This is a genomic window from Glaciimonas soli (assembly GCF_009497155.1).
Taxonomy (GTDB): domain Bacteria; phylum Pseudomonadota; class Gammaproteobacteria; order Burkholderiales; family Burkholderiaceae_D; genus Glaciimonas; species Glaciimonas soli.
This window is the reverse complement of sequence record NZ_WINI01000003.1, coordinates 419,631-438,971: the sequence shown is the minus strand read 5'-3', so window position 1 is coordinate 438,971 and position 19,341 is coordinate 419,631. Positions and strand designations below refer to the sequence as shown.

The window sequence follows — 19,341 nt, the reverse complement described above, 5'->3', positions numbered from 1 at the left end:
CCGATTGATTGCCCAGTCATAGACATAGCTACTTTTACTAGATCTTTAAGTCAATTTGCCATTTGCTGAAATTGTATTTGTTTTTGTTAAGGCATCAACAATAGTTTCGACTATTAAACCTGGCACTGAAACACTGCTGCGACGAATTAAGGTTTCAGCAGCCGATCGTACCAATAGTGCGTCGTACACTTCAGGTGAAAGACGAATCAATACTGGTCGTTTCTTTTTTGCATCAATAGATTTTTGTGTCATACGTTTCGCTGAGCTTAGCGTTGCATAAGTGAAGGCATAGTGCCTAAATATATTTTCAATCAATAAATGGGCCGTAAATGCCGTGGCTGTATTTGCATGATAATCCGATCATGCCTAGATGCAAAGGCCTTCATCAAAAAGAGACGATAGTAAAGAATTGGAAGCGCTCGGTTTGGCGATCAGAGCTGTCCGAAAAGAACAAGGTTTATCTCAAGAAGCGCTTGCCGACCAAGCCGGGATAGATCGTAGCCACATGGGACGAATTGAACGCGGGGAGCGAAATGTCACAATCCTCAACGTTCTGCGTGTGTCAAATGCACTTAGCTTTAAACTTTCAGAATTGTTTAAGCGAGCGGAACTTTAGTCGATAGCAATTCAATCGTACAACTCATCAAACACTAACGGATTTATATCAGCCCAGGCTGAGGCTTCGCCGCATGATTTTCTTAGTCAAATAGAAATTTTTGCCGCCACATGGGTCTATGTGCGTCATATTTATTAAATCTCGGTTGACAACCTTAGATACGACGCGCCGGGAATTCAAAGCGTGCGTTTTGTAACGCCGCACGCACACGATCTTTGGATTCCTTGACCTCGGTTTCGGGTAAACCGACGATAGTAAAAGAAGGTAATCCATTGGCTAAATGCACTTCAACAGTCACTTCCGGCGCTCGCATCCCTGATAGTGCCCGGCTTTTTAATACTGCTAGCGTCATATTTGATGGCGCTGATCTGGCGCAATGAGAAATAATAAATTGGAAGTAATAATGGAGAAATCGGCGCGAGCTAATGCTACAAAACCGATTTTGGAAATCGTCGTTCCCGCGAACGCGGGAATCCAATTTGCGCAATTTGGATCCCCGCGTTCGCGAGGATGACGGTGGTATATTTCAAATCGATTAATTGGTATTACTTAAGTCCGACGTCTGCTTATGCCTTTTTTAATTGGGCTTCCAGCTCAGTCACACGCGTTTCCATAGCTTCCAATTTTTCACGTGTTGCAGCCAATACCTGCGCTTGCACATCGAATTCTTCACGTGTGACTAGATCAAGTCTGGAAAAGCCGCTGCTCATCATAGCTTTGACGTTTTTTTCGATATCTTTTACAGGCGAGTTTTCAATCGCCTGATTGATTTTGGATTGCATATCTTCGAAAAAATTTGGCTTGGTCATGATTGGTCCTTGGTATAAGAAAAAGTAGTAACCAGAAAATAATAACCGATACCAGACCAGGCAGCACTGCCGTTTGGCTTAAGTTTGTTATTAACTGGTCGGAAATTTAAGCCAACGCTGATAGCAAATTCACACGAATTTCCTGCATAGTACGTTTTTGTCGCCCTTCGGCGTCGAAATTGGCAGGGTTTAACCATGTTTCAAATACTTTTCGCTGCAACGGCCATTCGTGATCAAGCATGGAAAACCAAGCGGTGTCGCGGCTTTGACCTTTAAATACGCGATGCTGGCGAAACAGTCCTTCCGCACTAAAACCGAAGCGATGCGCCGCTTCTTTGGAGCGTTGATTAAGGTTGTTGCACTTCCATTCCAGTCGACGATAACCAAGCTCTTCAAATGCCTGTTTTGCCAATAAATAGATGGTTTCGGTCGATTTTGTACTGCGTTGCATGCGCGCACTAAACCAGACGTGGCCAATTTCAATCGAGCCGTGTTCTGGTGTGATGGCCAAAAAGCTCAGTACGCCTATCGCCAAACCCGTTTGTTGATCGATGACGGTGAAAAACAAAGGATCTTTCGATTCTGCACATGTACTCAGCCATGTTTTCATCTCATCAATATGATTGAATGGTCCGCAATGCAGATAATCCCATTGATGACTGTCCGCGTTTACGCCATTTGCTGCTTCAAATAGTGACTCAGCATCGCGTTCAACATTGATCGCTAACAGGCGCACACTGTGGCCTTTAATTGTGTTTGGCTGAGGCAGTTTTGCGGGACGCCAATCAGGTAATAGCATTATTTCTGATGAGGGTATTTCTATTTCTTGCGGCATTTTTTGCTTTCGATACGGTTAGGTGGTTGTCAGACGTTTTTTGTAAATCACAAAGCCAGAATCTTGTGCCAGGCGGTTATATAGCTGCCTTGCTGTACTGTTGGTTTCATGCGTTTGCCAATAGACCATCGAACAGTTGTTCGCTGCGGCGGCCGCATAAACATGTTCAATTAATTGTTGGCCGATACCGTGTCCACGCACGAGCGGATCAACAAACAAATCGCCCAGATAACAGCGATTCTCGATGGCCCAAGTGGTGCGATGGAACACCCATTGCACCAGTCCGACGGCTTTACCATCCACATAAGCCAATGCGCCCAACATGGGTTCTGTCGGATCCAGCATTCTCTGCCAGCTTACTTCACTGGTGGCTATTGGTACTTCTACTTTATAGAACGCTTGATAGCCCTGCCATAACGGCAGCCACGCCTGATAATCGGTGGTACTGAGCGGTTTAATGCTGACGCTAGTTTTTTGTTCCACGATATTCCTCAAAAGAGATAGATTCGAGCAATGATCTTAAACGCCAATTTGGTAAGATAAAAGACATCTCCTTATCAGTGATCGAATATTTAATGGAATTCCACATCGTCAGCCTCAGAAAAAACGCGTTGGTGTATATCATTAAGATCATCACTGGATCACTCATACTCTGGTTCGGTCTGCGGGCGCTCGGCATTGCCGATCCATATTGGGCCATGGTCTCGTTGATCATCGTTACGGAACCGGATGTCAAAATAGCCAAGGCGAATTTCAACGCACGTTTGATCAATACTATCAACGGCTGCATAGTTGCTGGTTTGGCACTTTTGATATTAGGCCCAGGTCTTGTATCAATCTTGATCGCGCTGACTATATCGGTGCTGATCGCCATGCTATTGGAAGGTTATCCATCCAATTGGCGATTGGGGCCGGCCACCGTTGTTATTGTGATGTCTGCGGCCGTGTCAGGCAACGGGTTGAGCCAAGAACTACATTTCGGCTTATTGAGGGTGGGCGAGGTATTGGCGGGAAGCGCGGTAGCGCTATTACAGTCGCTTGCCTATTCATACATATTCAGACGTCAAACATAATGCCAATACTGCTTGCCGTCGTTATCTACGCGAACTGATTTGGTGTTGGGTTTGGTGGTCGATGAGATGGCGATTCAAGCGACAAGCGCACTAAATTGGTGCCAGCATAAAAAGTCATATTTTTATACGCACTAAAATGGCGCATCAAAAAGCATGCTTTTGCTGCGTTGCAGCGAAATTTCCGGGTGGGAATATAAAAATCTCTAAAAGAGGCCTAAAAAACAACAAAACTGTGCTGGCATGGGTTCTGCTATGGAGTTAATGAAACTTTACTCTTCTAACCTAGCCCACAGGGATCACCATGAAAAATCTGGCACCAGTAAAAATGCAGAAATTGGTATTTGCCGTCGCTTCACTATTTGTGGTGGGTTTAGTTCACGCGGAGGATGTCGTACCTGCATCGCCCGCTGTTGTTGAAGTGGCACCAGCGGCCGCAGCTGCGCCGGTTCCAGACAATCAAGTCGCCTACAACATCGGCTTGGTCAACGATTATCGCTTTCGCGGTATTTCACAATCGGGCCTTGATCCTGCAGTACAAGGTGGCATTGATTACACGAATAACCCAACCGGCCTTTACGCAGGGACCTGGTTGTCCAGCATTAAGTGGATTACCGACAGCGTCAACAGCGCTGGTTTGAATGGTAAAGGTAACGTTGAGTGGGATTTGTACGCCGGTAAGCGTGGCGACTTGCCAGCGGGTTTTACTTACGATGTCGGCGGTTTGTATTATTTTTATCCGCAGAATAACTACGACAGGATAGGCAAAAATGCTGACACGTTCGAGTTGTACGCTCAACTTGGTTATGGTCCGGCCTACTTCAAATATTCGCACGCATTGACTACGTTGTTCGGCACAGTCGATAGCAAAAATAGTGCGTATTACGATCTGGGCGCCAACTTTGACGTCGGTGCCGGCGTCACCCTTGGGCTGCATGTTGGCCATCAAACTGTAGAAAATTATAGCTTTGCCAGTTACGACGACTGGAAAATCGGCGTCAGCAAAACCTTTGATGCTCTGGCCGGCATCACGTTGGGGGCAGCATATGTGGGCACCAACGCTAAGGATGGTGCGTATGTCACGCCATCGGGTAAAAATTTGGGCAGGAATGGTTTAGTCGTTTCTCTTGCAAAAACTTTCTAATAGGACTCCGCAAAACTGCCCCAGCAGCGTTGTGCCTGCTTGCCGTACTTGCGTACCGTCTGCGTACGGCAGGGTTTACAAATTCGTTGCCGGAACAATTTTGCGTAATCCTAAAAACTATTTTTAACAACAATCGAGACCATCATGAAACTGATCACAGCGATTATCAAACCTTTTAAGTTGGATGAAGTGCGGGAAGCTTTGTCAGATATTGGCGTGCAAGGTATCACCGTGACGGAAGTCAAAGGTTTTGGCCGTCAAAAAGGCCATACCGAGTTGTATCGCGGTGCTGAATACGTCGTTGATTTTTTACCGAAAACAAAAATCGAAGCTGCGGTTGATGATGTTTTGGTGGACCGCGCTATCGAAGCGATTGAAACATCTGCTCGTACCGGAAAAATCGGCGATGGCAAAATTTTCGTTTCCGATTTGATCCAGGTTATTCGCATACGTACCGGTGAAACCGGCAAAGACGCCATTTAAGTTAGGAGAGATATTTATCATGACAATAACTAAAAAAATCTACACGCTATTAGCACTGCTTGCGCTGATAGTGATGTGTGGTTTAGTACGACCAAGTTTTGCCGCAGATGACGCTTCGTCCACTGCAGCAGCATCGGCAGCCACTAGTATGGCGGCAAGTGCTACGACCGACACACCGGCGGTCGCGGCTGTTCCGGCCGCTACTGCAGCAGTCGCGCCGGCTACAGCACCGGCCGCCGCCGCACCTGCAGCGCCGGTTCCAAACAAAGGTGACACTGCATGGGTGCTGATCTGCTCAGCATTTGTGATTTTGATGACCTTGCCTGGTCTGGGTTTGTTTTACGGCGGTTTGGTGCGCAGCAAAAACATGTTGTCGGTACTGATGCAGTGTTTCAGTATTTTTTCATTGGTGATTGTGTTGTGGATTATCTACGGCTACAGCCTGGCCTTTACCGAAGGTAATTCATTTATCGGTGGTTTCAGTCGTTTCTTCCTGCACGGCATGACGCCAGACAGCAATACGGGTACGTTCAGCAAAGGTGTGGTGATTCCTGAGTTTGCCTACGTTGTGTTCCAAGGCGCGTTCGCGGCGATTACTTGTGCATTGGTGATTGGTTCATTTGCAGAGCGTATCAAATTCTCGGCGATTTTAGTATTCACCGTGATCTGGTTTACTTTCTCGTATCTGCCGATGGCGCATATGGTGTGGTTCTGGCCTGGTCCTGATGCTTATACCAGCGCCGCTGCTGGCGATGCGGCTAATGCGGTTTCTGGCTGGTTGTTCCAAAAAGGCGCATTGGACTTTGCTGGCGGTACGGTGGTGCACATTAATGCAGCGATTGCTGGCCTGGTTGGTGCGTATGTTGTTGGCAAACGTATTGGTTACGGCAAAGAAGCATTCAAACCACATAGTCTGACACTGACGATGGTTGGTGCATCGTTGCTATGGTTTGGTTGGTTTGGCTTTAATGCTGGTTCTGCTTTGGAAGCCAATGGCAGTGCAGCGCTGGCCTTTATCAATACTTTGGTTGCTACCGCTGCCGCCGTTTTAACCTGGAGCCTGGGTGAATGGGTAGGTAAAGGTAAGCCATCCATGTTGGGCGGTGCTTCCGGTGCAGTAGCAGGTTTGGTGGCAATTACACCAGCAGCTGGTTATGTCGGCGTAGGTGGCGCATTGGCGATGGGTTTGATTGCCGGTTTTGCTTGCTTGTGGGGCGTGACGGGTTTGAAAAAAATCATGCGTGCCGATGATTCGCTGGACGTGTTCGGCGTGCATGGCGTTGGCGGTATTTTGGGCGCACTATTGACTGGCGTATTTGCTGCTCCTAGTCTTGGTGGAACAGGCGTTTATGATTATGTCGCCAATGTTGTTGCCCCAGATTATTCGATCTCGCATCAAGTGTGGGTGCAATTTGAAGGCGTCTTGACCACTGTTATCTGGTCTGGTGTTGTCGCTTTCATAGCGTTCAAATTGATCGATATCGTGATGGGTCTGCGCGTGACTGAAGAAGAAGAACGCGAAGGCCTGGATATTTCCAGTCACGGTGAGTCGGCATATCATGCATGATGTATGAGCATAGTGACATCTGACCATTTTCCTGATGCAAGGGAAATGGTGGGGTAAAGTCATTCTTCATCAAAAAAGCGCCCTTAGTCAGGGCGCTTTTTGTATGATGGGAGCCAGGTCGTTTGTGTTTCAAGTATTCGGCCAAGATGAGACTTGATAATCCATGAGCAACTCTTTTCCGGGAGATCAAATGGCATTACTAATACTTGGCTTAGTGATTTTTTTAGGAATACATTCCATACGCATTTTTGCCAATGACTGGCGTACCGCGCAGATTGCGCGCATGGGTCCGAATAAATGGAAAATGCTGTTCTCGGTGACAGCACTGATCGGCATCGTCGTGATCATCTGGGGTTATGGCATTGCGCGGGCACAACCGGTGTGGTTATGGACACCGCCACGCTGGGCACCACATCTTGCCGGTTTATTAACGGCGTTGGCTTTTATCTTGTTCCCCGCTTCACATGTACGCAATGGCCGGATCAAAGCAGTCGTTGGCCATCCTATGGTGTTGGGCGTCGGATTATGGGCGTTGGCGCATTTGCTCGCGAATGGGACTTTGTCAGCAGTCGTGTTGTTTGGCGCATTTTTGTTGTGGTCAGTGATTGATTTTGCTGTTTCACTACGCCGTGAACCGGCAGCGGGTTTGGCCTCCGCCAACGGCAAGCTGATGGGCGACATTATTCCCAGCGTGGTTGGGTTGGTACTCTGGGCGTTATTTGCTTTTGTATTGCATGGCTGGCTAATTGGCGTACGCCCATTCAGTTAATTGTCAATTACACAAAGTCTTTAAAAATTTCAAATTATCCTCATATTGATATGGCCGGAGACCGCTCATAGCAATGCTAATGTCGCTGTATCCGACAACATTGTGCGTTTCCCGCTAAAATCAGGGGTTTGCCGTTGCTTTGCATTACTTTAGCAAAAACATCATTTATGCTCTTAACATGAATTAAAAGTGCTCATGAAAATTGATGCCCTATTTTTAATTATTTGCTGAAGCATTTTACTCAGAAAGTTTAAGAATCTTTATGGTTCCGCACCTCGTCACGGCCTTGAACGGCCCGCTACTTGATCTTGAAAAGAAAATCCTTGCAGCCACGCCAGCGATTGAGCGTTGGTTCAGGATGGAATGGCAGGAACACACCCCACCGTTTTATTGCTCTGTCGATTTGCGCAATTCGGGCTTCAAACTGGCACCAGTAGATACCAATTTATTTCCTGGCGGCTTTAATAACTTGTCAGCAGAAATGTTGCCTTTGGCAGTACAAGCGGCGATGGCGGCGATAGAAAAATATTGTCCGGATGCTAAGAACTTGCTGTTGTTGCCGGAATTGCATACCAAAAACACTTTTTATCTGCAAAACGTTGCCCGATTGATGCAGATTTTCCGCCAAACCGGTTTGCACGTACGTCTTGGCAATCTGACGGAAGGCGTGACGGAATCGCAAACATTGGAGCTGCCAGATGGTACTAGCGTCACTTTAGAGCCTTTGCAGCGCTCGGCCAATGGTCGTCGTTTGGGTTTGGAAAATTTTGATCCCTGCACCATTTTGCTGAATAACGATTTGTCCTCAGGGATTCCGTCGATACTGGAAAATCTGAATGAACAAAATCTGCTACCGCCGTTGCATGCTGGATGGGCAGTGCGCCGCAAGAGCAATCATTTTGCCGCGTATGATGAAGTGATTAAAAAATTCGCCAAGCTGGTGGATGTCGATCCGTGGATGTTGAATCCGTTTTTCACCAAATGCCATCAGATTAATTTACAAGAACATATTGGCGAGGAAGCACTGGCATCGTCCGTCAGTTCTTTACTGTCCAAGATGCGTAAGAAATACAAGGAATACGGCATCAAAGAAAAGCCGTTTGTCATTGTCAAAGCCGACGCCGGTACTTGCGGCATGGGCATCATGAGCATTACTGATGCGAACCAGATCAAAGATTTGAATCTGAAACAACGCAATAAAATGTCAGTCGGCAAAGACGGTTTGCCTATCCACGACGTGATTATTCAAGAAGGTGTACCGACCTTTGAGCACATCAACGAATCGGTGGCGGAGCCAGTTGTCTACATGATAGATCGCTATGTCGTTGGTGGTTTTTATCGGGTGCATGCGGATCGCGGTATCAACGAAAATCTGAACGCGCCCGGCGCCCATTACGTGCCGCTGGCTTTCGCGCAGCAACATGCGCTTCCGGATTTGCTCGCCAAGCCTGGCACTACTGCACCGAATCGTTTTTATATGTATGGTGTAGTCGCACGTTTGGCATTATTGGCGGCATCACTGGAAATGGAAAAGACTGATCCGAATCCTGAAATTTACTAGGGTGGCATCGACAAACCTACTGCGCAAACCAATCTCGAATTTGTGATGCTGCGTACGGTTCCGCGTCACAAACCCGACCTTGGCTTGCTCGCTACGGTTTTTCGACACCACCCAAAAATTGAATAACTGAAGAGAAGAAAAATGAAAATCGCATTCTTAGCTGATCCGCTCGATAGCTTTAAAATCTACAAAGATTCTACCTACGCGATGATGGCAGAAGCGGCCAAGCGTGGTCATGCGATTTATGCATTTGAGCAAAGCGACATGGCGTTGGAAAATGGCGTGGTCACGGCCAATGTCAAAAAAATCACATTCACTGATGATCAAAGCAAATACAGCAAGGCCTGGTATCGCGCTGATGTAGCGAAGGCAATGTTTTTGTCGGAGTTTGATGCGATCGTATTGCGCAAAGATCCACCGTTCGACATGGAATACATCTACACCACGTATTTGCTGGAGTTAGCGGAAAAGCAAGGTGCGCAGGTTTTCAACAAACCGCAAGCGATACGCGATCACAATGAAAAATTGGCAATTGCGCAGTTCCCGCAATTTACTTCGCCAACGCTGGTGACGCGTGATGCTGCACGTTTAAGAGCTTTCCACGAAGAGCATCAGGATGTAATTCTCAAGCCGCTTGATGGTATGGGTGGAGTCGGGATTTTCCGCGTCAAAGCCGATGGCATGAATCTGGGTTCGATTATCGAAACATTGACGCATAACGGTCATCAAACCATCATGATTCAGCGTTTTATCCCGGAAATTACAGCCGGTGATAAACGGGTACTCGTGATTGGCGGTGAAGTCGTGCCATTTACTTTGGCACGGATACCACAAGGTACAGAGGTGCGTGGTAATTTGGCTGCTGGTGGATTGGGTGTCGCGCAGCCGATTACATCACGTGAACGTGAAATTGGTGAAACACTTGGCCCCGTGTTAGCAGCGCGTGGGCTGTTACTGGTAGGATTAGATGTGATCGGTGCCTGTCTGACGGAAGTCAATGTCACCAGCCCGACCTGTTTTCAAGAGATTACGCAACAAACGGGCTTTAACGTTGCTGAGTTGTTCGTGAATAAATTGGAAGCTGCGGCATCCAAATCGCATTAAGCTGTCTTATTAAGTTGCATTAATCAGTTAAATTCATCCGCACAGCGGGTTTGGTACTAAATATTATGGTTGGCATACTTTTATTAACTCACGCTCCTCTCGGTCAGGCTTTTCTCGCCGCTGCGTCACATGTATTTCGACAAGCGCCAGAACGTGTCGAAGCAATTGATGTGATCGCCGATCAGAATATTGAAGAAGTGCAGATGCTCGCAAGAGCTGCGGTGAAACGGCTAGACGATGGCAGTGGCGTGTTGGTTATTACCGATGTCATGGGCGGCACACCATCCAATTGCACTCTACCCTTTTGCAGCCTCAATCAGACGCAAGTGATTGCCGGGGTCAGTTTGCCGATGCTATTGCGTGCGTTGACTTACCGCAATGATACGTTGGACGTGGTCACCGAAATGGCGTTAGCTGGTGGTCAGGGTGGCGCCGTGCGGGTTGATAATCGAGTGCGGGTTGCGCATTAATAAGTCATTCATTTTTAAAACGAATCTTTAAACGAATCTTTAAACTAACGCAGTATTGAATAAAACTAAAAAGACCAACTTATGATTCAACAAGAAATCGAAATCATCAACAAACTTGGCCTGCATGCGCGAGCGTCGGCCAAATTTACGCAACTGGCGAGCAAATTTAAAAGCGAAGTCTGGATGACTCGCAACAAACGCCGCGTCAACGCCAAATCCATTATGGGCGTCATGATGTTGGCAGCAGGAAAAGGCACCACGGTTTTATTAGAAGCTGAAGGTGTCGACGAAAAAGAATGTTTCGATGCGCTGTTTCAGTTAATTCAGGATAAGTTTGGCGAAGGCGAGTAGGCTGAACCATGGCATCTTTTACCTTACATGGCATTCCGGTTTCCCGTGGTATTGCGGTTGGTCGAGCGCATTTATTGACACCAGCGGCGTTGGATGTGAAGCATTATCTGGTTGCCGAAACGCAGGTAGAAGCAGAAGTTCTGCGTTTCCGTGATGCGGTAGAAGCAGTCCGTGAAGAACTGCAAACGATACGTCGTGACTTGCCCAAAGATTCACCAGCAGAACTAGGTGCGTTCATTGATGTGCATACGCTGATTCTTGCCGATCCGATGCTGGCGGAAATGCCGGTTGATATTATTCGTCATCGTCAATACAACGCTGAGTGGGCGTTAGTCACGCAGATTGAAGAAGTATCAGCGCAGTTTGACGAAATTGAAGATCCCTATCTACGCGAGCGCAAAACCGATGTGCAGCAAGTCGGCGAACGCCTGCTCAAAGTGTTAACGGGCACCGCCACTGCGCTGCCAGAAATTGATGGCGAAGACAGTTCTCAACCAAATATCATCGTCGTCGCGCACGATATTTCACCGGCCGATATGCTGCAATTTCGTGACCGCGCTTTTGCCGGTTTCGTGACGGATTTAGGCGGACAGAATTCGCACACCGCGATTGTTGCCCGTAGCTTGGATATTCCGGCTGCAGTTGGTATGGATAACGCCTCACAGCTGATTTTGCAAGATGACTGGGTCATCATTGACGGCGATGGCGGTGTGGTGATTGTTGATCCATCACCGCTGGTGCTAATGCAATATCGTGAACGTCAGGCACAGCACGCGCGCGATCGTAAAAAACTCGGCAAGATTAAAAAATTACCGGCGATCACGCGCGACGGTACAGAAATTACGCTGCTCGCTAATATCGAATTACCGGAAGATTGCAAGCATGCGATGGAGTCCGGTGCGCATGGCGTTGGCTTGTTTCGCTCAGAATTTTTGTTCATGGGCCGCATAGACGAGAAACAGGAATTGCCAACCGAGGAAGAGCAATTTAGCGCGTATAAGTTTGCCGTCGTCGCCATGAAAGGCCGTCCAGTCACGATTCGTACGCTAGATGTCGGTGCTGACAAACCATTGGACACGGCGGAACAGACCGCTTTAAATCCAGCGCTAGGCTTACGTGCAATTCGTTATTGTCTGGCTGAGCCGCAATTATTCTTAACGCAGTTGCGTGCGATTTTGCGCGCTTCCGCTTTTGGCCCAGTCAAATTGCTGATTCCGATGCTGGCACATGCATTTGAAATTGATCAAACCCTATCGCTGATCGCGCAGGCCAAACAACAATTGCGCGATGAAAAAATCCGCTTTGATGAAAGTATACAGATTGGTGCAATGATAGAAATTCCTGCTGCCGCATTAGCACTGCCGATGTTCATCAAGCGTATGGATTTTCTGTCGATAGGCACCAATGACTTGATTCAATACACATTGGCGATTGATCGCGTTGATCATGAAGTCTCCCATTTGTACAATCCGTTGCATCCGGCGGTATTGTTCCTATTGGCTAGCGTGATCGCCCAGGCGCGTAAAGCCGAGATCCCGGTATCGGTCTGCGGTGAGATGGCCGGCGATATCAAATACACACGTTTGTTACTCGGCATGGGTTTGCTGGAATTTTCGATGGACCCAACACATTTGCTATCGGTGAAACAGGAAATTTTGAATAGCAATTTAGATAGCCTGACGCTGCAAACGAAAAAGATTTTGCGTTCAACTGAGCCAAGTGCAATTGCGGAAGCGGTGCAGTGCATGCGTGAGTTGGTGTATTAACGAGAAGTTGGGGTTTGACGCTTTCCGAAGATTTAGCTATCCTAGATACTTATTTGCTGGCTGAATAAGTAAATCAGCAAGTGAAATACAAGTAAAAAACACAAGTAATACAACAGCGCCGATTTGAATGGTTGTTTAACAACTTCAGCTTGCGGGCGCAAGGCACCTTAACAAGGTGCCGAATAAATACGGCTAAAGCGAGCTTGGAATGATGTGATACACAAGCCTGATTTAGCCCGACGCCTATCAACTTTGGCCCTCGGGCTTTTTTATTTTTATACCTAGCCATCATGTCCACAGCAATCGTTGCTCCTCAATCCATGCAATTTGCGACACCGCTCAAGCTACAAAGCGGTGCGTCGCTGGCGGATTACACACTGGTTTATGAAACTTACGGCACCTTGAATGCTGATAAATCCAATGCGGTGCTGGTGTGTCATGCCTTGAACGCATCTCATCACGTTGCTGGTCGCTATGCCGACGATCCCAAAAGTGTTGGTTGGTGGGACAACATGGTGGGCCCAGGCAAGTCTTTGGATACGAATAAATTCTTTGTTATCGGCGTCAATAATCTGGGATCGTGTTTTGGTTCGACCGGGCCTATGCATAGCGATCCAGCAACGGGCAAACCATATGGCGCTAATTTCCCGGTGGTGACGGTGGAGGATTGGGTACAAGCACAAGCGCGCCTGGCCGATGCACTTGGCATCACGCAATTTGCGGCAGTGATGGGTGGTTCACTGGGCGGTATGCAAGCGTTGGCGTGGAGTACGCTGTATCCAGAGCGATTGCGCCATTGCGTGGTGATTGCCTCCACCCCGAAACTATCCGCCCAAAATATCGCCTTCAATGACGTTGCCCGTCAGGCGATTCTGACCGATCCCGATTTTCATGGCGGTGATTATTACGCGCATGGAGTCGTCCCCAAAAATGGTTTGCGCGTAGCGCGTATGGTGGGACATATCACCTATTTGTCGGATGACGACATGGCTGAGAAATTTGGCCGTGACCTGCGTTCTGGCAGCTATCAATTTGGTTTCGGTGTCGACTTTGAAATCGAATCATACCTGCGTTATCAAGGCGATAAATTTTCTGAATATTTTGATGCCAATACTTATCTGTTAATTACCAAAGCCCTGGATTATTTTGATCCTGCTGCGGAATTTGACGGCGATCTCAATCGGGCATTGGAAAAAACACAGGCTGAATTTTTAGTCGTCTCCTTTATGACCGATTGGCGTTTTTCGCCAGAACGCAGCCGCGAAATCGTGCAGGCGCTGGTCAGTAATAAACGCCGCGTCAGCTACGCCGAAATCGACGCGCCGCATGGTCATGATGCTTTCTTGTTAGAAGATGAACGTTATCAGAATGTGGTGCGGGAATACTACAACCGTGTCTGGCACGAGCTCAATAACAACCTTAAGAATGCGCATGGCCACAAAAAAACGCCGGCTGCACCATCCGCACACGTGGCAACACAAGCAAGCATCATCGCTGGAGCAAACGCATGAATTTTGAACAACTAAGTCAACTTCGCCCTGATCTGGCATTTATCGCCCATTGGATACGTGGCGAATCACAAGTACTCGATTTGGGTTGCGGCGACGGTGTGATGCTGAACTATTTGCAAACAGATAAACAGTGCGCCGGTTACGGCATGGAAATCGACGATGCAAAAATCCCCGCTTGCATCGCCCGCGACGTCTCCGTGATTCAACAGGATCTGGAATCGGGAATGGCGATGTTTGGCGATAACACCTTCGACACCGTATTGTGCTTGTCCGCATTGCAAATGATGAAAGACGTCGAAGGTGTCTTGCGTGAAATTGCCCGCGTGGGACGTGAGGCGATTGTGTCGTTCCCCAATTTCGCTTACTGGCCACATCGTGTCGCGCTGTTGCGTGGTCGTATGCCAGTCTCAAAAACCTTGCCATATGAATGGTATGACACGCCCAACTTGCGTTGTGCAACGATCAAGGATTTTGAGCAATTGGCCAACGATGTCGGGCTGGAAGTGCTGGAATGTGTGGCATTGCATGATGGTCAGCCGGTTACCTTCCTGCCAAATTGGCGCGGTAGTTTGGCGGTGTTTCGGTTCCGTAAGAAATAAAGTGAAACGTCAAGGTGCGGAAATAGAGCAATCATCGGCAATGCAGGGCGAAGTCACATTATTTCTGCCTTACTGCCCTCCCTATGACTGGCTGGCCATATTGAATTTTCTGGCAGCGCGTGCGATCGCCGGTTTGGAAGTAGTCGCAGATGGAACCTACTATCGCAGCATCAGTCTGGATGGCGCGCAGGGCATGCTGGCGGTACAAAACGCGGAAGAAAAGTGCGCACTGAAAGCCACCATCCGCTTCCCTGGATTGACATCACAGCCCGAGATCATTGCGCGTTTGTGTAGAGTATTTGATCTGGCGGCCGATCCAAAAATGATCAATCGACAACTATCCATCGATCCGTTAATGGCGAAACTGGTGGCGGCGCGACCGGGTTTGCGCGTGCCGGGTGCATGGGACGGATTCGAGCTCGCCATGCGGGCGGTGCTGGGACAGCAAATTACCGTGGGCGCTGCCGTCAAGCTGGCTGGAAAATTGGTAGCGCAATATGGTGAAGCGTTGCAAGAACCACCTGCAAATCGGCCTGAATTAACCCATGTTTTTCCGCAACCAGCACGTTTGGCCGCAGCAGATTTGTCGACATTGGGCATGCCAAGAGCACGCGCAGCCACCTTATCTGCAGTCGCAGCGGCATTGTTAGATGATCCTCATTTACTCGATGCACGTGCGAATCTGGATGAAAGCGTGAAACGATTGTGTGCGTTGCCCGGTATCGGTGACTGGACCGCGCAATACATCGCCATCCGCCAATTACGGGAACCGGATGCATTTCCGGCTGGGGATGTCGGATTGATGCAAGCGATTGCTTTGCATGAAGGCGTAAAACCTAGCGCGAAAGAATTAACCGCAAGAGCCGAAATCTGGCGGCCCTGGCGCGCTTATGCGGCACAACATCTATGGACCTCTATCGTTTTGTAGTAGCTACGCAAGGCCAATTTATCATGTAGAAAACACCCTCGTCATTCCCGCGGATGCGGGAATCCATGTTACGCAACTCGGATCCCCGCGTTCGCGAGGATGACGGCGGTATTCATAAATCGATTATTTGGCACTACTTAATTTATCAGATGGCTAAAATTTCTCTGCCATAATGCTTTTATTACATTCGCAGCACTGCTAAATAATCGCATCCATGACATCACCTTCATCTATCCCCTGGCATCATTACCTCAATCGACGCATTCTGATTTGCGTGTTCCTCGGCTTCACATCTGGCTTACCACTCTACATTCTTCTTAATCTCTTAATCGCCTGGCTCGCCAAATCCGGTTTGGATGTGAAGGCGCTGGGTTTGTTTGCGTTGGTGATGTTTCCGTATAACGTGAAATTCTTGTGGGCACCGCTGATGGATAGGTTCCACTTCGGGCGCATCGGGCGACGGCGTGGCTGGATGGGACTGACGCAATGCGCGTTGTTCTTAATGATAGGCTGGATGGGGATGCTGGATCCGCATACGCAGTTGTCGATGGTGGTTTTCTTCACCGTATCGATTGCGTTTTTATCTGCTAGTCAGGATATCGCTATTGATGCGTATCGACGCGAATTACTGCCCGATAGCGAACAAGGTTTGGGTACGGCGATTTACGTTAATGCGTTCAAAGTATCGAGCATGGTGCCGGCAGCGTTGTCGCTGATTCTGGCGGATCGGATGGCGTGGCAACCGGTATTCTGGATCACGGCAGCATTCATGTTGCCGGGTTTGCTCTGCACCATAATGATCAGCGAACCTAAACTGTACGGTGCGCCACCAAAGAACATGCGCGACGCGGTGCTAATGCCATTTCAAGAATTTATCACGCGTAACGGTGTGCGCAGCGCATTGTGGATATTGAGTTTTATTTTCCTATATAAGCTCGGTGACAGCATGGCGACGGCGCTATCGACCAAATTTTATCTTGATCTGGGTTTTTCGATGACGCAGATAGGTCTCATTTCGAAAACTACCAGCTTGTGGGCCAGCGTGCTGGGAGCAATTATCGGTGGCATCTGGATGGTTAAATTGGGGATTAATCGTGCGCTTTGGATTTTTGGCGTGGTGCAAGCTGTCACCATTCTCGGTTTTGCCTGGTTGGCGCAGGCAGGTGCGCAAGATTGGAAGCTCGCGCTGGTGGTCGGTGCTGAAGCGTTTGGGATCGGTCTTGGCACGGCTTGTTTCGTCGCCTATATCGCACGTACTACAGACCCGCGTTATACCGCAACACAGTTTGCTTTATTCACGGCGTTGGCAGTGGTGCCGCGCACTTTTATGAATTCGCTGACCGGTTATATGGTGGCCGAAACCGGCTGGTTTATGTTCTTCATTATCTGTTTTTTGTTGTCTTTTCCGGGAATGATGATGTTGCCGAAAGTGGCGCCTTGGCACGGTGATAAGCTAGAAAACAACGGTGGATAGAGCGTAGCGAAAAAAGCGATAGCTACAATCAAATAAGCGTATAGTTTTTTTGTAGTACTTTGTTATAGAAATACAGAATCTTTTACACAAATTCACGATTGCATTCCAGAAAAAGATATAGAATAAAAGTGCAGTCACCGCTTCAAGCTATATTCGTCTGCATTGTGTTAAATGGTGTAGATGTCACAGTTAGCGTGCATTTTGTTACAGGAACTGTGGAAACTTGAAGAGGTCAAACTAAGTAGGAAGTAAAGACGTTTGATTTCAATCTGTTTTCGCAACAACGTAATACTTGTTAACGCGGGGGTGATATGGATATCTACAGCAGCTTTGCGAGTCGGTTCGACAAGACGCGAGAAGAAGAATTCTCGCTTGAAGAATATCTGACAATGTGTAAGAACGACCCTTCCGTGTACGCCACGGCTGGTGAGCGAATGTTGATGGCCATCGGTGAACCTGTAAAGGTTGATACCCGCCAAGATCCCGTTTTGTCTCGTATCTTTGCCAATAAAGTATTGAAGGTATATCCCGCCTTTAAAGAGTTTTATGGCGCAGAAGAAATCATCGAGCAAGTCGTTGCTTATTTCCGCCATGCTGCGCAAGGTCTTGAAGAACGCAAACAAATTCTCTATTTGTTAGGTCCAGTCGGCGGCGGTAAATCATCCATCGCTGAGCGTCTCAAACAATTGATGGAGCATGTGCCGTTCTATGCCATCAAAGGTTCTCCTGTCAATGAATCGCCTCTGGGTCTTTTTGATTACGAAGAAGACGGCGCAATTCTGGAAGAACAATACGGCATTCCACGTCGTTATCTGAAATCCATCCTCAGCCCATGGGCCGTCAAACGCCTGCATGAGTTTAACGGTGATATTCGCAAATTTCGTATCGTTAAGCGTTTCCCGAATATACTGCGGCAAATCGCCATCTCCAAAACCGAACCGGGCGATGAAAACAATCAGGACATTTCTACACTGGTTGGCAAAGTCGATATCCGCAAGCTGGAACAATATTCGCAAGACGATGCCGACGCTTATAGTTATTCAGGCGGCTTGTGTTTGTCGAATCAAGGCTTGCTTGAATTCGTCGAGATGTTCAAAGCACCGATCAAAGTTTTGCATCCATTATTGACAGCGACCCAGGAAGGCAACTTCAAAGGTACCGAAGGTTTTGGTGCGATTCCGTTCGAGGGCATTATTTTGGCGCACTCGAATGAATCGGAATGGAAGGCTTTCCGCAACAACAAAAACAATGAAGCGCTGCTAGATCGTATCTACATCGTTAAAGTGCCTTACTGCCTGCGTGTTACCGAAGAAATAAAGATATACGAAAAACTGATACGTACATCCTCATTAGAGAAAGCGATTTGTGCGCCGGGCACGTTGAAAATGATGGCGCAATTTTCTATATTGACGCGTTTGGGTGAACCAGAAAATTCCAACATCTTCTCCAAGATGCAGGTCTACGATGGTGATAATTTAAAAGACAGCGATCCAAAAGCAAAATCGTATCAAGAGTATCGCGATTATGCTGGTGTCGATGAAGGTATGACAGGCGTATCAACGCGATTTGCTTTCAAGATTTTATCGAAAGTCTTCAACTACGATACGTCTGAAATCGCCGCCAATCCAGTGCATCTGATGTACGTGCTGGAACAGCAAATCGAACGCGAGCAATTCCCGCAAGAAGTAGAGCAAAAATATCTGTCCTACGTCAAAGACACGCTGGCATCGCGTTATGCTGAATTCATCGGTAAAGAAATTCAGACCGCGTATCTGGAATCGTATTCCGAGTATGGACAAAACGTGTTTGATCGCTATGTCACGTATGCCGATTTCTGGATACAAGATCAGGAATTCCGCGATCACGATACCGGTGAAAGTTTTGACCGTGCCGGTTTGAATAATGAATTGGAAAAAATCGAAAAACCTGCGGGCATCAGTAACCCCAAAGATTTTCGCAATGAGATTGTCAATTTTGTTCTGCGCGCACGCGTCTCCAATGGCGGCAAAAATCCGCTCTGGACCAGCTACGAAAAATTGCGCGTCGTGATTGAGAAAAAAATGTTTTCGAATACGGAGGATTTGCTGCCAGTAATTTCATTTAATGCCAAAGGGTCAGCCGAAGAACTACGCAAACACGAAGACTTTGTAAATCGCATGGTGACTAAGGGATATACACCGAAACAAGTGCGACTCTTGTGTGAATGGTATTTGCGCGTGCGTAAGTCGTCGTAATGCCGAACCACTCCTTTCTTCCGCTCGCGGAAGAAAGGAGCAAAGCGAAG

General features: G+C 47.8%; 20 protein-coding genes and 1 pseudogene. 16 read left to right on the top strand and 5 right to left on the bottom strand.

From position 1 onward, the window contains the following. Positions 1-45: 45 nt before the first annotated feature. Positions 46-252: a hypothetical protein gene (locus GEV47_RS08235; protein ID WP_153234244.1), complete on the bottom strand. Its 207-nt coding sequence runs from the start codon at positions 250-252 to the stop codon at positions 46-48. Between the two features lie 118 nt (positions 253-370). On the opposite strand from GEV47_RS08235, the gene GEV47_RS08230 reads away from it, so the two are divergent. Beyond that, positions 371-616: a helix-turn-helix domain-containing protein gene (locus tag GEV47_RS08230; protein WP_153234243.1), complete on the top strand. Its 246-nt coding sequence runs from the start codon at positions 371-373 to the stop codon at positions 614-616. A gap of 157 nt (positions 617-773) precedes the next feature. Here GEV47_RS08230 and GEV47_RS08225 read toward each other — a convergent pair. From GEV47_RS08225 to GEV47_RS08210, 4 genes and pseudogenes are all read right to left on the bottom strand, one after another. After that, positions 774-968 (bottom strand): annotated as a pseudogene (locus tag GEV47_RS08225) (magnesium chelatase domain-containing protein); the annotation flags it as partial. Between the two features lie 214 nt (positions 969-1,182). Further along, positions 1,183-1,425 carry an accessory factor UbiK family protein gene (locus tag GEV47_RS08220; protein ID WP_153234241.1) on the bottom strand — a complete coding sequence of 81 codons (243 nt, stop codon included), beginning with the start codon at positions 1,423-1,425 and terminating at the stop codon, positions 1,183-1,185. A 106-nt stretch (positions 1,426-1,531) separates the two neighbouring features. Further along, entirely contained in the window at positions 1,532-2,224 is a 693-nt protein-coding gene (locus tag GEV47_RS08215; RefSeq protein ID WP_153234240.1) for a GNAT family N-acetyltransferase, read from the bottom strand. 54 nt (positions 2,225-2,278) lie between these two features. After that, complete coding sequence (locus tag GEV47_RS08210; protein WP_322741589.1) at positions 2,279-2,743, bottom strand: GNAT family N-acetyltransferase; 465 nt, start codon at positions 2,741-2,743, stop codon at positions 2,279-2,281. Positions 2,744-2,835: 92 nt separating this feature from the next. On the opposite strand from GEV47_RS08210, the gene GEV47_RS08205 reads away from it, so the two are divergent. The 15 genes from GEV47_RS08205 (at position 2,836) to GEV47_RS08135 (ending at position 19,291) form a co-directional block, all read left to right on the top strand. Continuing rightward, complete coding sequence (locus tag GEV47_RS08205; RefSeq protein ID WP_153234238.1) at positions 2,836-3,333, top strand: FUSC family protein; 498 nt, start codon at positions 2,836-2,838, stop codon at positions 3,331-3,333. Positions 3,334-3,658: 325 nt separating this feature from the next. After that, on the top strand, positions 3,659-4,474 hold the full coding sequence (locus GEV47_RS08200; protein ID WP_153234298.1) for a TorF family putative porin: 816 nt from the start codon (positions 3,659-3,661) through the stop codon (positions 4,472-4,474). Between the two features lie 144 nt (positions 4,475-4,618). Then, positions 4,619-4,957 (top strand): P-II family nitrogen regulator, encoded by a 339-nt coding sequence (locus GEV47_RS08195; protein ID WP_153234237.1) that lies wholly within the window; start codon positions 4,619-4,621, stop codon positions 4,955-4,957. 19 nt (positions 4,958-4,976) lie between these two features. Continuing rightward, positions 4,977-6,524 (top strand): ammonium transporter, encoded by a 1,548-nt coding sequence (amt, locus tag GEV47_RS08190; protein WP_153234236.1) that lies wholly within the window; start codon positions 4,977-4,979, stop codon positions 6,522-6,524. A gap of 190 nt (positions 6,525-6,714) precedes the next feature. Next, on the top strand, positions 6,715-7,293 hold the full coding sequence (locus tag GEV47_RS08185; RefSeq protein WP_153234235.1) for an NnrU family protein: 579 nt from the start codon (positions 6,715-6,717) through the stop codon (positions 7,291-7,293). Positions 7,294-7,555: 262 nt separating this feature from the next. Further along, positions 7,556-8,854, top strand: coding sequence for a glutamate--cysteine ligase (gene gshA, locus GEV47_RS08180; protein WP_153234234.1), 1,299 nt, complete (start codon positions 7,556-7,558; stop codon positions 8,852-8,854). A 141-nt stretch (positions 8,855-8,995) separates the two neighbouring features. After that, positions 8,996-9,958: a glutathione synthase gene (gene gshB, locus GEV47_RS08175; protein WP_153234233.1), complete on the top strand. Its 963-nt coding sequence runs from the start codon at positions 8,996-8,998 to the stop codon at positions 9,956-9,958. A gap of 65 nt (positions 9,959-10,023) precedes the next feature. Further along, entirely contained in the window at positions 10,024-10,428 is a 405-nt protein-coding gene (locus GEV47_RS08170; RefSeq protein ID WP_153234232.1) for a PTS sugar transporter subunit IIA, read from the top strand. A gap of 81 nt (positions 10,429-10,509) precedes the next feature. Then, a complete protein-coding gene (locus GEV47_RS08165; protein ID WP_153234231.1) occupies positions 10,510-10,779 on the top strand; it encodes an HPr family phosphocarrier protein in 270 nt (89 codons plus the stop codon). Between the two features lie 8 nt (positions 10,780-10,787). Further along, positions 10,788-12,545: a phosphoenolpyruvate--protein phosphotransferase gene (ptsP, locus tag GEV47_RS08160; RefSeq protein WP_153234230.1), complete on the top strand. Its 1,758-nt coding sequence runs from the start codon at positions 10,788-10,790 to the stop codon at positions 12,543-12,545. 290 nt (positions 12,546-12,835) lie between these two features. Next, a complete protein-coding gene (gene metX, locus GEV47_RS08155; RefSeq protein ID WP_228124617.1) occupies positions 12,836-14,056 on the top strand; it encodes a homoserine O-succinyltransferase MetX in 1,221 nt (406 codons plus the stop codon). Beyond that, on the top strand, positions 14,053-14,655 hold the full coding sequence (gene metW / locus GEV47_RS08150; protein ID WP_153234229.1) for a methionine biosynthesis protein MetW: 603 nt from the start codon (positions 14,053-14,055) through the stop codon (positions 14,653-14,655). Before metX ends, metW begins: the two co-directional genes overlap by 4 nt. 1 nt (position 14,656) lies before the next feature. Next, positions 14,657-15,583 (top strand): DNA-3-methyladenine glycosylase family protein, encoded by a 927-nt coding sequence (locus tag GEV47_RS08145; RefSeq protein ID WP_322741588.1) that lies wholly within the window; start codon positions 14,657-14,659, stop codon positions 15,581-15,583. 214 nt (positions 15,584-15,797) lie between these two features. Then, positions 15,798-17,057 (top strand): AmpG family muropeptide MFS transporter, encoded by a 1,260-nt coding sequence (locus GEV47_RS08140; protein WP_153234228.1) that lies wholly within the window; start codon positions 15,798-15,800, stop codon positions 17,055-17,057. A gap of 311 nt (positions 17,058-17,368) precedes the next feature. Next, positions 17,369-19,291: a PrkA family serine protein kinase gene (locus GEV47_RS08135; protein ID WP_153234227.1), complete on the top strand. Its 1,923-nt coding sequence runs from the start codon at positions 17,369-17,371 to the stop codon at positions 19,289-19,291. The last annotated feature ends 50 nt before the right edge of the window (positions 19,292-19,341 follow it).

Excerpts from the sequence above, each read along its gene's own strand:
- GEV47_RS08140 (WP_153234228.1), top strand. The coding sequence starts at position 15,798 with ATGACATCACCTTCATCTATCCCCTGGCATCATTACCTCAATCGACGC.
- GEV47_RS08185 (WP_153234235.1), top strand. The coding sequence starts at position 6,715 with ATGGCATTACTAATACTTGGCTTAGTGATTTTTTTAGGAATACATTCC.
- GEV47_RS08200 (WP_153234298.1), top strand. The coding sequence starts at position 3,659 with ATGCAGAAATTGGTATTTGCCGTCGCTTCACTATTTGTGGTGGGTTTA.
- metX (WP_228124617.1), top strand. The coding sequence starts at position 12,836 with ATGTCCACAGCAATCGTTGCTCCTCAATCCATGCAATTTGCGACACCG.
- GEV47_RS08195 (WP_153234237.1), top strand. The coding sequence starts at position 4,619 with ATGAAACTGATCACAGCGATTATCAAACCTTTTAAGTTGGATGAAGTG.
- GEV47_RS08215 (WP_153234240.1), bottom strand. The coding sequence starts at position 2,224 with ATGCTATTACCTGATTGGCGTCCCGCAAAACTGCCTCAGCCAAACACA.
- ptsP (WP_153234230.1), top strand. The coding sequence starts at position 10,788 with ATGGCATCTTTTACCTTACATGGCATTCCGGTTTCCCGTGGTATTGCG.
- GEV47_RS08135 (WP_153234227.1), top strand. The coding sequence starts at position 17,369 with ATGGATATCTACAGCAGCTTTGCGAGTCGGTTCGACAAGACGCGAGAA.
- gshA (WP_153234234.1), top strand. The coding sequence starts at position 7,556 with ATGGTTCCGCACCTCGTCACGGCCTTGAACGGCCCGCTACTTGATCTT.
- GEV47_RS08165 (WP_153234231.1), top strand. The coding sequence starts at position 10,510 with ATGATTCAACAAGAAATCGAAATCATCAACAAACTTGGCCTGCATGCG.
- amt (WP_153234236.1), top strand. The coding sequence starts at position 4,977 with ATGACAATAACTAAAAAAATCTACACGCTATTAGCACTGCTTGCGCTG.
- gshB (WP_153234233.1), top strand. The coding sequence starts at position 8,996 with ATGAAAATCGCATTCTTAGCTGATCCGCTCGATAGCTTTAAAATCTAC.
- GEV47_RS08235 (WP_153234244.1), bottom strand. The coding sequence starts at position 252 with ATGACACAAAAATCTATTGATGCAAAAAAGAAACGACCAGTATTGATT.
- GEV47_RS08205 (WP_153234238.1), top strand. The coding sequence starts at position 2,836 with ATGGAATTCCACATCGTCAGCCTCAGAAAAAACGCGTTGGTGTATATC.
- GEV47_RS08230 (WP_153234243.1), top strand. The coding sequence starts at position 371 with ATGCAAAGGCCTTCATCAAAAAGAGACGATAGTAAAGAATTGGAAGCG.
- metW (WP_153234229.1), top strand. The coding sequence starts at position 14,053 with ATGAATTTTGAACAACTAAGTCAACTTCGCCCTGATCTGGCATTTATC.
- GEV47_RS08170 (WP_153234232.1), top strand. The coding sequence starts at position 10,024 with ATGGTTGGCATACTTTTATTAACTCACGCTCCTCTCGGTCAGGCTTTT.
- GEV47_RS08220 (WP_153234241.1), bottom strand. The coding sequence starts at position 1,425 with ATGACCAAGCCAAATTTTTTCGAAGATATGCAATCCAAAATCAATCAG.